The following is a 14149-nucleotide window of genomic DNA, read 5'->3' on the forward strand; positions in this document are numbered from 1 at the left end:
ATGCTGCTCATCGCAGGACTTGGCAATCCGGGCCCCAAATATGCGCATAACCGACACAATATCGGTTTCATGGCGGCGGATGAAATATTCCGCCGCCATCGCTTTTCCAACTGGCAGAAGAAGTTTCAGGCCGAAATCGCCGATGGGGTGATCGACGGCGAAAAAGTGCTTCTCATCAAGCCGATGACTTTCATGAACCTCTCCGGCCAGTCAATTGGGGAAGCCATGCGCTTCTACAAGCTGACCCCTGCCGATCTCGTCGTGATTTATGACGAACTTGACCTTGCGCCTGCAAAGCTGCGCATCAAGACAGGTGGCGGCTCCGGCGGCCATAACGGTATCAAATCCATCGACGCCCATGTGCAAGCCTTCCCCGGCGGCAAAGACTATCGCCGCATGCGGCTTGGCATTGGACATCCGGGCGCAAAAGAGCTTGTTCACAATTATGTTCTGGGCGATTTCGCCAAGGTCGACAGCGAATGGCTCGACACGCTGTTCGGCGCTATCGCCGATAATGTTGGCTTGCTGGCCAAGAAGGAAGACAACAGCTTCATGAACCGTGTGGCAATCGCCATGGGCGATGGTAGCCAGCGCCCCAACGGTTTCAAGGCTGATCCTGCACAATTGGAAAAGGCTCCAGCCAAGGCTCAGAGCCATATTCGGCAAGCCCGCCAGAGCGCAGCCAAGCCAAACATTCCGGCAAGCGGCCCAATGGCCGAAATGCTGAAAAAGCTGCTTGGCAAGAAGGATTAAACATATCCAGTTGCGCAGCGCTCTTGACGCTTCGCACTTCCATGTCGCATAGCGACAATAACTGTATCAATGTCGCATAGCGGCACCAATTCTATTCTAGTCTGACAGGTAAGATCATGGGTTTCAAATGCGGCATCGTCGGCCTGCCTAACGTCGGCAAGTCCACGCTTTTCAACGCGCTGACAAAGACGGCCGCGGCACAGGCTGCAAACTATCCGTTCTGCACCATCGAACCAAACACTGGCGAAGTGGCTGTCCCTGATCCGCGCCAGAATGGCATTGCGAAAATCGCAGGCTCCAAGGAAATCATCCCGACCCGCATCAACTTCGTTGATATTGCCGGTCTGGTGCGCGGCGCATCCAAGGGTGAAGGTCTGGGCAACCAGTTCCTCGCCAACATCCGCGAAGTCGATGCGATCGTGCATGTTCTGCGCTGCTTTGAAGACGACGACATCACCCATGTTGAAGGCCGTATCGATCCTGTGTCGGACGCAGAGACCGTTGAGACGGAACTGATGCTGTCGGACCTCGAAAGCATCGAGCGCCGCATTGTTCAGATCCGTAAGCGCGCCGCATCCAAAGACAAGGAAGCAACCACGGTCCTGCCCGTGATGGAACAAGCGCTCGAGCTGCTGCAGAACGGCAAGCCGGTTCGCCTGATGCTGAAAGACATTGCGCCGGACGATCTGCTGATCCTCAAGGGTCTTAACCTGCTCACCTCCAAGCCAGTGCTTTATGTCTGCAACGTCGCTGAAAGCGACGCTGCCAATGGCAATGAATATAGCGAAGCAGTTGCGAAGATGGCTGCTGAACAGGGTGCTGAAAGCGTCATCATTTCTGCTGCTATCGAAGCAGAAGTAGCGCAGCTTGCCGATGAAGAAGCCAAGGAATATCTCGACGCCATGGGCCTCGAAGAGCCTGGCCTCGACCGCCTGATCCGAGCCGGTTACAAACTGCTCGACCTCATCACCTATTTCACGGCTGGCCCCAAGGAAACACGCGCCTGGACCATCCGGCGCGGCACCAAGGCTCCCGGTGCAGCAGGCGTTATCCATACGGATTTCGAGCGTGGCTTCATTCGTGCGCAGACCATCGCCTATGAAGACTACATCAAGTTCAATGGTGAAGTCGGCGCCAAGGAAGCAGGTAAAGCGCGGGACGAAGGCAAAGAATACATCGTCCATGACGGCGATGTGATGCTGTTCCGCTTCAATACCTGATACGATCAGGCCACCGTGAAAACGGTGGCTTTTTTCTTATTCGGGAGGAGACCGGATTGACTGATAAGACACCAAAATATGCTTACGAAGATTTCACGCAAGGACTGAATCTCCCCTTCGGACCGCGCACCATTACCAAAGAAGAGATTATCGAATTCGCCCGCGAGTTCGACCCACAACCTTTCCATCTGGATGAAGAAGCAGGCAAGGCAAGCGTACTGGGCGGGCTTGCCGCGTCGGGCTGGCAGACTGCTTCCTTGATCATGCGAATGGTTTGCGATGCTTTTCTCACACAATCCACCTCGCAAGGTGGCCCTGGCGTCGAATTTACGCGCTGGAAGCGTCCTGTACTCGCGGGAGATACGCTGAACGGCATAACGACGGTTAAGGACAAACGCATCTCTAAGTCTCGTCCGACAATCGGCTTGATCACCTTCCATCATGAACTGTTCAATCAACGTGGTGAAAGCGTCTGTGAGATGCAGCATCCATGCATGATGCTGCGGCGCGATCATAATGCAATTCCGGAAGGTGCGACCCCGGGAGGTGTGGCATGAGTTTCCTTGAAGAAAATCTCGGACAGGATCTTGTCATCGGAAGCTATACTTTCACCACCGAAGAAATCGTCGACTTCGCCAGAAAGTATGATCCACAGCCATTTCACCTGGATAGCGAAGCGGCAAAGAACAGCGTCTTCGGTGGCCTCTGCGCCTCGGGCTGGCACACGACGGCGGTGTTTATGAAACTGAACGTCATGTCCATCGTTGCAGCGACAAAAGAGGTAATGAAGCGCGGCGAAGTTCCACCGACGTTCGGTCCCTCCCCCGGCTTTGAAAACCTGAAATGGATGAGGCCAGTCTTTGCCGGTGATACGATCACCTATAAGCGCATCGTGCACGCGGTACGCCCTCTCACCTCGCGTCCAGGTTGGTCGATGTTGAGCATGAGTACCAGTGCCTTTAATCAGGACGGCCAGCAGGTTCTGGCCTTCGATAACGCGGCGATGGTAAAGCTGCCTTCATAATAAAAAACGCCCGGGTTGATCCGGGCGTTTTTTTATCTGTTCGGGCTCAATCGCCTTCGAACTCGACAAGCGTGCGCACTGGCACGCCAAGAGCTTCAAGCTTTTTACGTCCACCAAGGTCCGGCAGGTCGATGATGAAGCACGCCGCCACAATCTCGGCACCCATCTGAAGAAGCAGCTTCGCCGCAGCTTCCGCTGTGCCGCCGGTTGCTATCAGATCATCCACCAGCACAATGCGCTCGCCCGGAACGATGGCGTCACGATGCATTTCCATTTCATCAATGCCGTATTCAAGACTGTAGGCAATACGCACGGTATCGCGCGGCAGCTTGCCTTTCTTGCGGATCGGTACGAAACCAGCGGAAAGCTGATGCGCAATCGCGCCACCAAGAATGAAGCCGCGCGCTTCAATACCCGCAATCTTGTCTACCTTGTTGCCTGCATAAGGATAGACCAGCTCATCCACAGCGCGGCGGAAAGCCTGCGCATCACCCATGAGCGTTGTCACATCACGGAACTGAACTCCGGGTTTCGGATAATCAGGAATCGTTCTGATCGCGTCCTTCAACGTCGCTTTGAGTCCGGATTCCATTTTCAGTCCTTTCAGAGGATAAGCCCACGCGCTGTCACAAATGCAGTGTCGGCTGACTCAATTATATTGAACTCTCTTCAATCACGATATGCGCACCACGCCAAGCGCGTTTACACTATTTTGAACGGCTTCTGCGGTGTTCAAAGAAAAAGGGCGCCTCACGGCGCCCTCCGAAACACATCGACTTGATCAAACAATTAATGCTTCACATTCGCCCAAACCGAACGCTTTGCAATATAGACAAGGCCCGCGAACAGGATCAGGAAGATGATGACCCGGAAGCCCGTTTTCTTGCGGTCCTCCAAATGCGGTTCAGCAGCCCACATCAGGAATGCCGAAACGTCACGCGCATACTGATCCACCGTCTGCGGCGAACCATCATCATATGTCACCTGATCGTCGCTCAGCGGCTTGGCCATGGCAAGCGACTTGCCCGCGATGAAATACGGGTTGTAGTGCGTACCTTCCGGTACATGCATACCTGCTGGCGGCTGTTCATCATAGCCGGTCAGAAGCGAATGAATGTAGTCCGGACCTGCTTCGGCATATTGTGTGAATATATCGAAGACGAAAGTCGGGAAACCACGCTCAACGGCACGTGCCTTCGCGATTAGCGAAAAGTCTGGCGGAGCCGCACCATTGTTAGCCGCAGCAGCTGCATTGGCATTCGCAAATGGCGACGGGAAATGATCTGTCGGGATTGCCTTACGGGTGAACATTTCACCATCCGCATTGGGGCCATCCTGCACTTCATATTCCGCAGCAAATGCCTTCACCTGCTCCGGCGAATAACCAAGGTCTTCCAACGTGCGGAAGGCCACCAGATTCATCGAATGGCAAGCAGAGCAGACTTCCTTATAGACTTTGAGGCCACGCTGAAGCTGCCCTTTGTCATAGGTTCCGAATGGACCTGAGAAGGTCCATTTTTCCTGCTTTGGATGGTGAATCGGGAAATGCTCAGGCTCTCCCTCGCCACCGCCAGCGGCAAAAGCACCGCCCATCGTCACACCCAGCGCAACCAGCGGAGCAATACCGAAGGCAGCGAAACTCTTGAGGATGTTTTTCATTGTTACGTCCTTCATCTCTCGCTGCTTCAAGCCTTGATATCCACTGGGGTAATCTCAGCTTTGCCTGCACCCTTCTCCAGTACCGCCTCGGTAATCGAGTTCGGCAGACGCTTTGGCGTCTCAATCAGGCCAAGAACCGGCATGATGACAATAAAGAATGCGAAGTAGTAAAGCGTACCCAATTGAGCCATGAAGACATAAGTGCCTTCCGCAGGACGTGAACCAAGCCAGCCAAGGAAGATGGCATTGATGACGAACAGCCAGAAGAACAGCTTGAACCAAGGGCGATAGACAGCCGAACGAACCTTCGACGTATCGAGCCACGGAACCACGAAGAGGATAGCGATCGAACCGAACATGGTCAGAACGCCGCCGAGCTTCGAGTCGATCGGGCCGATGTTGAAAGTGATCGCGCGCAGCATCGCGTAGAATGGCAGGAAGTACCATTCCGGAACGATGTGAGCAGGCGTCTTCAGCGAGTCTGCCGGAATATAGTTATCCGGATGGCCGAGGAAATTCGGCATGTAGAAAACGAAATAAGCGAAGAAGATGAAGAAGACGAGCGCGCCAAAAGCGTCCTTGATGGTCGCATAAGGCGTGAACGGCAGCGTGTCTGTCTTCGACTTGACTTCAATGCCTGTCGGGTTCGTCTGGCCTGTCACATGCAGCGCCCAGACGTGCAGGATAACAACACCTGCAATCATGAACGGCAGCAAATAATGCAGCGAGAAGAAACGGTTCAGCGTCGGATTATCGACGGCAAAGCCACCAAGCAACAGTTGCTGAATCGGTTCACCTATCACCGGAAACGCGGTGAAGAAGCCCGTGATAACCGTCGCACCCCAGAAGGACATCTGTCCCCATGGCAGCACATATCCCATGAAGGCGGTTGCCATCATAAGCAGGAAGATGACCACACCGAGAATCCACAGAAGCTCACGCGGCGCCTTGTAGGAGCCATAATACAGACCGCGAGCGATATGCAGATAAACCGCAATGAAGAAGAACGACGCGCCGTTGGCGTGCATGTAGCGCAGCAGCCAGCCGGAATTGACGTCGCGCATAATCTTTTCGACGGAATTAAACGCAATGCCCGTATCAGCTGCATAGTGCATTGCCAGCACAATGCCGGTGATGAGCTGCGCAATGAGCATAAAGCTCAGAATGCCGCCAAACGTATACATATAGTTCAGGTTACGCGGCGTCGGATAGGCAACAAAGGAATCATAGACCAGGCGCGGTAAAGGCAGCCGTTCGTCGACCCATTTTTCGATGCCGGTCGAGGGCGTATATGTGGAGTGTCCACCACTCATGTTTTCTCTCCCCAAGATCTGTTTTAGCCGATCCTGATGACCGTATCGGAAGCGAATGCGTATGCCGGAATGTGCATGTTTTCCGGTGCTGGACCACTGCGGATACGACCTGCGGTATCATAGGTCGAACCGTGGCATGGGCAGAACCAGCCCCCGAAAGAACCCGACTCCCCGAGCGGCACGCAACCAAGGTGGGTACAGACGCCGATCATGATGATCCAGTTTTCTTTACCTTCACCGGCAGAACGCGCAACGTCGGTCGCCTGTGCGTCCGAAGCAAGATTGGCGTTACGGGCATTCGGATCTTTAAGATCACCAAGCGCTGTTGTCTTGGCGTCTTCTATTTCCTTTGCCGTACGGTTACGGATGAAAACCGGCTTTCCGCGCCATTTGACGGTGAGTGACGCGCCTTCTGCGAGAGAAGACACATCAACCTCAATGGACGCTGCAGCAAGCGTCGAAGCGTCGGGGCGCATCTGGTCGATAAACGGCCATGCCAGTCCGCCGACACCGACGACACCGGCCATTCCCGTCGCAATATACAAAAAATCACGCCGTGTCGGCTCAGCCGTGTCGTGTGCGCTCACGTGCCAGTTCCTTTTTAACCTGGATATCCAATTGAAAACTCCCCTCGTCCCTTTTGCACTTGCGCAAAAGCAGTCCCGCAAGTGCTTGCAGAACGATATTCCCTCCATCTCAACATTGAGGTTTAGGCAGGTTGAAAAGCCTTGTCCAGACGCCAACCCCATAGGACGGCACCATGTCGCAGGCTGCATTATTGGGATGATTTAAAAGCGACAGAACAAACCAAGTCGCTCAAATCTTACCTTAAGCGACTTACAAAACATCGTACGAAATTGTTTTGAATTAACTGCTAATGCCTAGGAAGCCGCCTGATTGACGCGCCCATAGGCCGGCATAGATGCCGCCAAGCGCAACGAGTTCCTCATGGGTGCCATCTTCAAGGATCCGGCCCTTGTCCATCACGACCAGGCGATCAAGTGCCGCAATGGTTGAAAGCCGATGTGCAATCGCAATAACCGTCTTGCCCTCCATCAGCGTGTTAAGGCTGTCCTGAATGGCTGCCTCCACTTCCGAGTCGAGCGCCGACGTTGCTTCGTCCAGAATGAGGATCGGCGCATCCTTCAACATCACCCGCGCAATCGCGATACGTTGACGCTGACCGCCGGAAAGCTTCACACCACGCTCACCGACATGCGCATCAAGCCCACGACGACCTTTCGCGTCGGTCAACAGCGGAATGAACTGATCAGCCTGCGCAAGACGGATTGCCCGCTCGACCATTTCATCGGTGGCGTCTGGACGGCCATACATGATGTTCTCACGCACCGAGCGATGCAGCAAAGACGTATCCTGTGTGACCATGCCGATGCTTGCGCGTAGCGAATCCTGCGTGACCCTGGCAATGTCCTGCCCGTCGATCAGGATGCGACCCTTCTCGAGATCGTAGAAGCGCAACAACAGATTGACCAGCGTGGACTTACCCGCACCCGAACGCCCGACAAGACCGACCTTCTGCCCGGCCTGAATATCGAGCGACAGACCTTCGATCACGCCCTTGCCCTTGCCGTAATGGAACCCGATCTTGTCGAAATCCAGCGCACCCTTGCTGACATGCAGCGCAGGGGCATTCGGCGCGTCCACCACTTCATGTGCACGTGCAATCGTCGTGATACCGTCTTCTACTGTTCCAATATTCTCGAACAGCGCAGACATTTCCCACATGATCCACTGCGACATGCCGTTAAGGCGCAGAACAAGGCCAATACCAACAGCAACCGCACCAACCGAAATGGCTTCACTCATCCAGAGCTTGATGCCAATCGCACCCACAGCAAATAGCAGAATGCAGTTCGCCATATAGAGCGTGAAATGGAACATCGTAACGAGTCGCATCTGCCGATGCACCGTACCCAGGAAACCATCGAGGCTTTCCTTCACGTAAGACTCTTCGCGGCTTGAATGCGAAAACAGCTTGACCGTCGCAATATTGGTATAGCTGTCGACAATACGTCCGGTCATCGATGAACGAGCATCGGCCTGCTGTTCAGAAATCACTCTGAGACGCGGAATGAAGAAGCGCAACAGGACAATGTAAACGATCAGCCAGACAGCAAACGGGATCATCAGAACAATATCCGCCGAGGCCGCGATAAACAGCGTACCCGCGAAATAGACGATGACGTAGTTCAGCACGTCGAGCAGCTTCATCACCGTTTCGCGCACGGCGAGAGCGGTCTGCATCAACTTGGTCGAAATACGCCCGGCAAACTCGTCCTGAAAGAACGACATGGACTGACGGATCAGATATCGATGCATCAGCCAGCGCACGCGCATCGGATAGTTGCCGAGCAACGTCTGATGAATGAGCAGCGAATGGATCAGCACCACACCGGGCAAGCCAACCAGCACAACGCCTGCAATCATCGCAAGCCGCCAGCCCTCGTTGCTCAGGAATGTCTCACGCGACTGATGCGAAAGCCAGTCGACAATATTGCCCATGAAGGCAAAGAGCGACACTTCAATGATCGCGATCAGCGTTGTGAAAATTGCCATGCCGATAATCCATGGCCATGCGCCACGGGTATAATAAAGGCAGAAGGCCACGAGCCCGCGCGGAGGCTCGCGCGGAGGCTCTTCGGGATAGGCTTCGAGTCGTTTTTCAAACCATCTGAACATGGCGATCCTTTTATGTGCCTCCGAAAAAATTGCCAAGACAGAATAGGAACAAAAAGGGAATATTTTCGTGATAGGAGAACTTTCATCCTCGTACCAGGCATCATCCGTTAATTGATGTGTTGACGCGAGAGACGCAACCAATCTGAACACTTGCAGCCATCGGATTTGTGCGTTACCCGCGTCATATGGAACTGCGTGTCGCTCTTTACCAGCCTGACATTCCCGGCAACACGGGAACCATCCTACGCATGGCCGCATGCCTTGGCTTCGCGGTGGATTTGATCGAGCCTGCAGGCTTCGACGTCTCCGACAGATCGTTGAAGCGCGCGGGCATGGATTATCTGGAACAGGCCGCCCTCACCCGCCATGCCGACTGGCAGCATTTCAATGACTGGCGCGAGCAAGCGGGCAAACGCCTTGTGTTGCTTTCAACCAAAGCCGCGGTTCCCTATACGGATTATCAGTTTCAGAAAAATGACATCCTGCTCTTTGGTCGTGAATCCGCTGGAGTGCCAGACAGCATTCAGGATCTCGCGGATAAGCGGCTGATTATTCCCATGGTGCCGCGCGCAAGATCCCTCAATCTTGCAGTTTCCGTAGCGCTGACCGCAGGCGAAGCTATGCGCCAGCAAAAACTGGAAAGCGATTCCCTTTCAACCCTCTAGAGGGACAAGTGGAATCCGTTCCTGAAGCAGGTTTAATATGCTTTGCACAATGCCGGTTGTGCGAGCGCTCCCCCCTTACTCTCCGGTCTGAAAGGTTATCTTTCGATGAAGCCATCGCTCCGCAATCTCACTTTTGCTGTATCCGCTCTCTCGCTGCTCGCGGCAGCTCCTGCATTTGCACAAACTGCTGAAACCATTTCGCCAAAGGTCATGGTCATCACCATGTTCGGTGAAGAAGCAAAGCCTTGGCTGGAAGGCGAAAAGTTCACGCAGAAGCTGAAGCTGCCGGGCTTGAGCCCTGAATATCCTGAGATCGATTGTACGGCTGAAGGCCTCTGCCACATGACCACGGCCATGGGTTTTGCCAATGCAGCCAGTGCGGTCTCGGCTATGGCGCTGAGCGACAAACTTGATCTGAGCCACACCTATTTCCTCATCGCCGGTATCGCAGGCGTTGATCCGAAGCATGGCACGCTTGGTTCGGCGCATTGGGCAAAATACGCAGTCGATGCCAACCTCAACCATCGCATCGATATTCGCGAAGCACCTGAAGGCTGGCCAACAGACTTCTTTGGCCTTGGCGCAGAAAAGCCGGGTGAAAAGCCAAAATGGGCAGCGGGCACAGAGGTCTTTGAGCTCAACGGCAAACTCGCCGATTACGCGCTTAAAACAACCAAGAACGTTGAACTTCTCGACGGTGACGATGCCAAGGAATATCGCAAACACTACACAGAGGAAGCTGCGACCAGCGCTCCAATGGTTACCATCTGCGACACAGCATCGGGCGATACTTACTGGCATGGCACCAAGCTCGGTGAAGCCATGGAACAGTGGGCAAAACTCCTGACCGACGGCAAGGCTGACTACTGCACATCGCAGATGGAAGACAATGCCACGCTTACTTCGCTGAAGCGTGCAGCAGACGCAGGCAAACTCGATTACAACCGTATCGCTCTGCTGCGCACCGCCTCCAACTTCGACCGTCAGGGCAAAGACCAGACGGCGGCAGAATCGCTCGCTGCAAAGTCTGGCGGCTTCCCGCTGGCCACAACCAATGCCTATCGCGTCGGCAAGGTCTACGCCGACAGCATCATCAAGGATTGGAAGTCGTGGGAGCAAGCCCCTCAAACGGAAGCGAAATAGCGCATTCCGAAAAATGGAACCCGGTTTTCGGGAAAATGCGCGTAAGAGTTAGTAGCGTCTCGTAATGCTATAACGACTCAGAAATGAAACCGCCCTTCAGCAAAACTGGAGGGAGGTTTTGCAAATGCCCGATTTGAATCTGGTTTCAACAACTTAGTAGCACAAACTGAATCAGTTCCCGAAACAGACCAAACGGCGCTCTAATCCGATGTCGGCAATCGGCGCATCGTAAATTCGATCACGTCATCGGGTCGTTCGCACCAGCTTTCGATTTCTGTCCAGTATGCAGCCTTGGGAAAAGCCTCAAACCATTCCCGCGCCTTATCGCGTGCTGCCTGCCGCGGAAGAGCAAATGTCTCGCGGATGAAGCCATCGCGCGGAAGACGACTTTTATTCGCGCGGCCTTTTTCAAGCTGCTTGCGCAAACCTTCAAGCGGCGGGCGGGGCGAAGATGCGGCCATGCAATGCCTCCCGAAACAAGGGAAAAACTCGAAAATTCCAATCCCTTGGAAGCTTAAGATAGGGAAGCAACGACTTGATGACGAGTCTTTTCTTGGGGAGAGGATTTCACGCTCGCAAGCCACGCACTCTTCGTGCTTTGCCAGACTGCAGGACTTTGCTAAGTCAGGAAGACAGACGTTTGAATTTTTGTGGCCTTTCGGGCCGCTCGGTACATTGCGTGAGAGGATATCCAAATGCAGCGCGACGAAATTCCGGCAATCATCCCGCAAGATATCGAAGAGAAAAAGCAAGCCGCCCAGAGCTGGTTTGAGGAACTGCGTGACCGTATCTGCACGAGCTTCGAACAGCTCGAAGACGATTTACAGGGACAGCTTTCCGATCAGGAGCCGGGCCGCTTTGTTCGCACGCCCTGGCAGAAGGATGAAGGCAAGGGCGGCGGTGGCGTCATGTCCATCATGCATGGCCGTGTCTTTGAAAAAGTCGGCGTGCATGTCTCGACCGTCTATGGCGAATTTTCTCCTGAGTTCCGCAAGCAGATACCGGGCGCCGAAGAGGACCCACGCTATTGGGCAAGCGGCATTTCGCTGATCGCGCATCCGCAAAACCCGAATGTACCGGCCGTCCATATGAACACACGCATGGTGGTGACAACGCGTCAATGGTTCGGTGGTGGCGCTGATCTCACGCCCGTTCTCGACAACCGCCGCACACAAGAAGACCCGGACACCCTCGCTTTTCACAAGGCGTTCCGCTTCATCTGCGAAAAGCACAAGGACATCGTCGACTATGAACGCCTGAAAGAATGGTGCGACGAATATTTCTATCTCTCGCACCGTAATGAAGCACGCGGCATTGGCGGCATCTTTTATGACTGGCTGCACTCAACCGAGGAACAGGGCGGCTGGGACAAGGACTTCGCTTTCACCCGCGATGTTGGCCGTGGTTTCTCGGTGGTCTATCCGCATCTCGTGCGCCAGAACTTCAACAAGGAATGGACACCGGAAGAGCGCGAAGAACAGCTGATCCGTCGCGGACGCTATGTCGAGTTCAACCTGCTTTATGATCGTGGCACGATCTTTGGCCTCAAGACCGGCGGCAATGTGAATTCTATTCTCTCATCCATGCCACCCGTGGTGAAATGGCCGTAACAGGTACAGTGAACTAAATAAAAGGGCGGGAATTTCCCGCCCTTTCTTTATGCATCAAATGCTGCGTGATAGGTCACTTTGCCTTTCGGCATTTCACCGTCAATCAGAAGGCATTGGAAATACTCAGGCGGAACACCGTCAAGCGTTAGCCGTTCATCGGCTTTAAAACCAAACCGTTGATAATAGCCCGGGGCACCGAGCAGCACGCAGCCTCTGGCTCCCGCCTCTTTCAGTCGCAAAAGACCTTCGCAGATGAGCGTGCTACCAATTCCCTCACCCTGCCGGCCCGGCCGCACTGAGACGGGTCCGAGCCCATACCAGTTGCAATCAGTACCATCGATGAGCACGGGCGAAAAAGCCACGTGGCCAAGAAGAGACACATCGTCCTCAGCAACCAGTGACAAAGTCAGTGCCGATGCCGAACGAAGTGCATCGATGATAGCAGCCTCTTTCTGATTACTATAAGGTACCCCGCGGAATGCCTCATCAGTCAGGCGACGAATTGCAGCGATGTCCCCTGGTTGTTCCTTGCGGATATGCATCATGTCCTCCTCATCGATTATTGGCTTGTGCGCGGACGTTGATGCGTCCTTTGAGCGAAATACGATACGCGCCGCCTGCGCGGGATTCGATCAGCCGCTTCCGGCGCAACTGCTGAAAGACAGCCATTGTGCAATCGGAAAGCAGATAGCCTTCCCGCGTATAACATTCGATTTCGAAGATACGTCCGTCTTCGCGCAGATGGCGGATATAGCCGCCCTGCGCCAGCACGTGCAGTACGCGCTGTTCAATGCGTGAGATATTCATTGTCGTTAATGCCTGGATGGAAACCATGACAAGCACCAGCTCTCGCGGACAAACAAAAGTTCACCCACGGCCAATGCCGTTCCCGTCCCTGAACATCTGCGTGGATTAGAGCGCATCCCGAAAAGTGTGAAACGGTTTTCGGACAAAGATACGCGTTAAAACAAATGATTAGAGCGCCGATCTGATCCAATCAGATCGAAACGCGCTCTAAAATCCGCAGTTATTGTTCGGAACGATCAGAGGCTTCCGACAATCTCCAGCATCAACAATTCCCGTTAACACAGACCCAGACTAATGGTGGGTCACAAAAGACAGGAGGGCTCAAAAGCCCTCCAGAAGATTATTTAAGAGTGCTGTAGCTTGAAGTCAAATCGTTCAGGCTTTTGGCTGATTGCGGAGCTTTTCAGCTTGCGCATAGAACTTCTTTTCCCACTCATTGTGGTTGTCCAGCCCTTCCTTGATGAAGGGCGTGAAGATCGCAAGATTCATCAAAGCCCAGTTCACGAAACGGGCTGGAAACTTCAGCGGCTTCACGAAATCCACGAATAGCACCACGCGCGTATGCTCGGTGTGGTTCCAGGCTTCATGCTCATAGGCATCGTCGAAAATAAGAACCTTTCCTTCCTGCCAATGGCAGACCTGCTTGTCGACCCGGATTGCAAGTTTGTCGGCAGGCTCCGGCACGATCATGCCCATATGCAGACGCAGAACGCCATTGTAAGGACCGCGATGCGGCGGCAGATGCTTGCCCGGCTCGAAGATCGAGAACATGGCAGTGGTCAGACCCGGAATTTTCTGCACAGCATTCCATGTATTGGGACACGCGCGAACATTCTGTTCGGACTTCACGCCGAAGCCGAGCAGGAAGAACGTCTTCCAGTGATTGTCGGTTGAAATCGTTTTCACGTCTGATGAAATATCCTGGAAGGACGGCAGTTCGCTCTGTCGGAGCAAAACCGTTTCAAGCTCGGCGCGAATGGCTGGATAGGCCTTCTCAACCTCTGCCACCCAAGGAAAGGTGGCATTGTCATAAACAGGCGGATTGCCAAGCTTCGCATATTTGAGATTAAGCCGCTCCGCCCAGGCAACGATCCCCATGAAGAAACGAGTTACCGCACCCGGACGCTCCATAGGCGCGATACCGTCAGTACCAAAATTCTGCTTGGGGTCAGAGCTGGCATTCTGCGAAGTCGATGTATCGGAAGAGGACATTCTTTGCTCTTTCAAATCAGGCGCTTGAGACGCGCCGATTTGA

16 protein-coding genes are annotated in these 14149 nt (G+C 54.0%); 7 read left to right on the top strand and 9 right to left on the bottom strand.

The window, feature by feature from the left end; genetic code table 11:
* The 4 genes from pth to CEV33_RS08545 all read left to right on the top strand — a co-directional run bounded on the left by pth (position 1) and on the right by CEV33_RS08545 (position 2997).
* On the top strand, positions 1-753 hold the full coding sequence (gene pth / locus CEV33_RS08530) for an aminoacyl-tRNA hydrolase (protein WP_094540055.1): 753 nt from the start codon (positions 1-3) through the stop codon (positions 751-753).
* A 116-nt stretch (positions 754-869) separates the two neighbouring features.
* A complete protein-coding gene (gene ychF / locus CEV33_RS08535; protein WP_094540056.1) occupies positions 870-1973 on the top strand; it encodes a redox-regulated ATPase YchF in 1104 nt (367 codons plus the stop codon).
* Positions 1974-2029: 56 nt separating this feature from the next.
* Positions 2030-2530 carry a MaoC family dehydratase gene (locus tag CEV33_RS08540; protein WP_094540058.1) on the top strand — a complete coding sequence of 167 codons (501 nt, stop codon included), beginning with the start codon at positions 2030-2032 and terminating at the stop codon, positions 2528-2530.
* Complete coding sequence (locus CEV33_RS08545) at positions 2527-2997, top strand: MaoC family dehydratase (RefSeq protein WP_094540060.1); 471 nt, start codon at positions 2527-2529, stop codon at positions 2995-2997. The genes CEV33_RS08540 and CEV33_RS08545 overlap by 4 nt, the downstream gene beginning before the upstream one ends.
* A gap of 46 nt (positions 2998-3043) precedes the next feature.
* On the opposite strand, the gene CEV33_RS08550 is transcribed toward CEV33_RS08545, so the two are convergent.
* The 5 genes from CEV33_RS08550 to CEV33_RS08570 form a co-directional block, all read right to left on the bottom strand.
* A complete protein-coding gene (locus CEV33_RS08550; protein ID WP_094540063.1) occupies positions 3044-3589 on the bottom strand; it encodes an adenine phosphoribosyltransferase in 546 nt (181 codons plus the stop codon).
* 197 nt (positions 3590-3786) lie between these two features.
* Positions 3787-4656, bottom strand: a complete 870-nt coding sequence (locus CEV33_RS08555) for a cytochrome c1 (protein WP_208620170.1) — start codon at positions 4654-4656, stop codon at positions 3787-3789.
* A gap of 26 nt (positions 4657-4682) precedes the next feature.
* Positions 4683-5969 (bottom strand): cytochrome b, encoded by a 1287-nt coding sequence (locus CEV33_RS08560; protein WP_094540066.1) that lies wholly within the window; start codon positions 5967-5969, stop codon positions 4683-4685.
* Between the two features lie 23 nt (positions 5970-5992).
* Complete coding sequence (gene petA, locus CEV33_RS08565) at positions 5993-6556, bottom strand: ubiquinol-cytochrome c reductase iron-sulfur subunit (RefSeq protein WP_094540068.1); 564 nt, start codon at positions 6554-6556, stop codon at positions 5993-5995.
* Between the two features lie 280 nt (positions 6557-6836).
* A complete protein-coding gene (locus CEV33_RS08570) occupies positions 6837-8669 on the bottom strand; it encodes an ABC transporter ATP-binding protein (protein WP_094540071.1) in 1833 nt (610 codons plus the stop codon).
* 185 nt (positions 8670-8854) lie between these two features.
* Between CEV33_RS08570 and CEV33_RS08575 the strand changes: the two genes are divergently transcribed.
* Positions 8855-9334: a tRNA (cytidine(34)-2'-O)-methyltransferase gene (locus CEV33_RS08575; protein ID WP_094540073.1), complete on the top strand. Its 480-nt coding sequence runs from the start codon at positions 8855-8857 to the stop codon at positions 9332-9334.
* Positions 9335-9439: 105 nt separating this feature from the next.
* Entirely contained in the window at positions 9440-10477 is a 1038-nt protein-coding gene (locus CEV33_RS08580) for a purine-nucleoside phosphorylase (RefSeq protein ID WP_094540076.1), read from the top strand.
* Positions 10478-10677: 200 nt separating this feature from the next.
* Here the strand turns inward: CEV33_RS08580 and CEV33_RS08585 are convergent, their stop codons facing one another.
* On the bottom strand, positions 10678-10938 hold the full coding sequence (locus CEV33_RS08585; protein ID WP_094540078.1) for a hypothetical protein: 261 nt from the start codon (positions 10936-10938) through the stop codon (positions 10678-10680).
* A gap of 234 nt (positions 10939-11172) precedes the next feature.
* Here CEV33_RS08585 and hemF point away from each other — a divergent pair, with 234 nt between their 5' ends.
* Positions 11173-12087: an oxygen-dependent coproporphyrinogen oxidase gene (hemF, locus tag CEV33_RS08590; protein ID WP_094540080.1), complete on the top strand. Its 915-nt coding sequence runs from the start codon at positions 11173-11175 to the stop codon at positions 12085-12087.
* 47 nt (positions 12088-12134) lie between these two features.
* On the opposite strand, the gene CEV33_RS08595 is transcribed toward hemF, so the two are convergent.
* The 3 genes from CEV33_RS08595 to CEV33_RS08605 form a co-directional block, all read right to left on the bottom strand.
* On the bottom strand, positions 12135-12629 hold the full coding sequence (locus CEV33_RS08595; protein WP_094540271.1) for a GNAT family N-acetyltransferase: 495 nt from the start codon (positions 12627-12629) through the stop codon (positions 12135-12137).
* Between the two features lie 10 nt (positions 12630-12639).
* Positions 12640-12894 carry a YjhX family toxin gene (locus tag CEV33_RS08600; RefSeq protein WP_094540272.1) on the bottom strand — a complete coding sequence of 85 codons (255 nt, stop codon included), beginning with the start codon at positions 12892-12894 and terminating at the stop codon, positions 12640-12642.
* A gap of 375 nt (positions 12895-13269) precedes the next feature.
* Positions 13270-14106, bottom strand: coding sequence for an aspartyl/asparaginyl beta-hydroxylase domain-containing protein (locus CEV33_RS08605; protein WP_094540082.1), 837 nt, complete (start codon positions 14104-14106; stop codon positions 13270-13272).
* Positions 14107-14149 lie beyond the last annotated feature (43 nt).

This window comes from Brucella grignonensis (genome assembly GCF_002252505.1).
Classification (GTDB): Bacteria; Pseudomonadota; Alphaproteobacteria; order Rhizobiales; family Rhizobiaceae; genus Brucella; species Brucella grignonensis.

Coding starts and splice junctions, on each gene's coding strand:
- CEV33_RS08575 (WP_094540073.1), top strand. CDS start 8,855: ATGGAACTGCGTGTCGCTCTTTACCAGCCTGACATTCCCGGCAACACG.
- CEV33_RS08555 (WP_208620170.1), bottom strand. CDS start 4,656: ATGAAAAACATCCTCAAGAGTTTCGCTGCCTTCGGTATTGCTCCGCTG.
- hemF (WP_094540080.1), top strand. CDS start 11,173: ATGCAGCGCGACGAAATTCCGGCAATCATCCCGCAAGATATCGAAGAG.
- ychF (WP_094540056.1), top strand. CDS start 870: ATGGGTTTCAAATGCGGCATCGTCGGCCTGCCTAACGTCGGCAAGTCC.
- CEV33_RS08560 (WP_094540066.1), bottom strand. CDS start 5,969: ATGAGTGGTGGACACTCCACATATACGCCCTCGACCGGCATCGAAAAA.
- CEV33_RS08595 (WP_094540271.1), bottom strand. CDS start 12,629: ATGCATATCCGCAAGGAACAACCAGGGGACATCGCTGCAATTCGTCGC.
- CEV33_RS08580 (WP_094540076.1), top strand. CDS start 9,440: ATGAAGCCATCGCTCCGCAATCTCACTTTTGCTGTATCCGCTCTCTCG.
- CEV33_RS08545 (WP_094540060.1), top strand. CDS start 2,527: ATGAGTTTCCTTGAAGAAAATCTCGGACAGGATCTTGTCATCGGAAGC.
- CEV33_RS08550 (WP_094540063.1), bottom strand. CDS start 3,589: ATGGAATCCGGACTCAAAGCGACGTTGAAGGACGCGATCAGAACGATT.
- CEV33_RS08600 (WP_094540272.1), bottom strand. CDS start 12,894: ATGAATATCTCACGCATTGAACAGCGCGTACTGCACGTGCTGGCGCAG.
- CEV33_RS08570 (WP_094540071.1), bottom strand. CDS start 8,669: ATGTTCAGATGGTTTGAAAAACGACTCGAAGCCTATCCCGAAGAGCCT.
- CEV33_RS08585 (WP_094540078.1), bottom strand. CDS start 10,938: ATGGCCGCATCTTCGCCCCGCCCGCCGCTTGAAGGTTTGCGCAAGCAG.
- CEV33_RS08605 (WP_094540082.1), bottom strand. CDS start 14,106: ATGTCCTCTTCCGATACATCGACTTCGCAGAATGCCAGCTCTGACCCC.
- pth (WP_094540055.1), top strand. CDS start 1: ATGCTGCTCATCGCAGGACTTGGCAATCCGGGCCCCAAATATGCGCAT.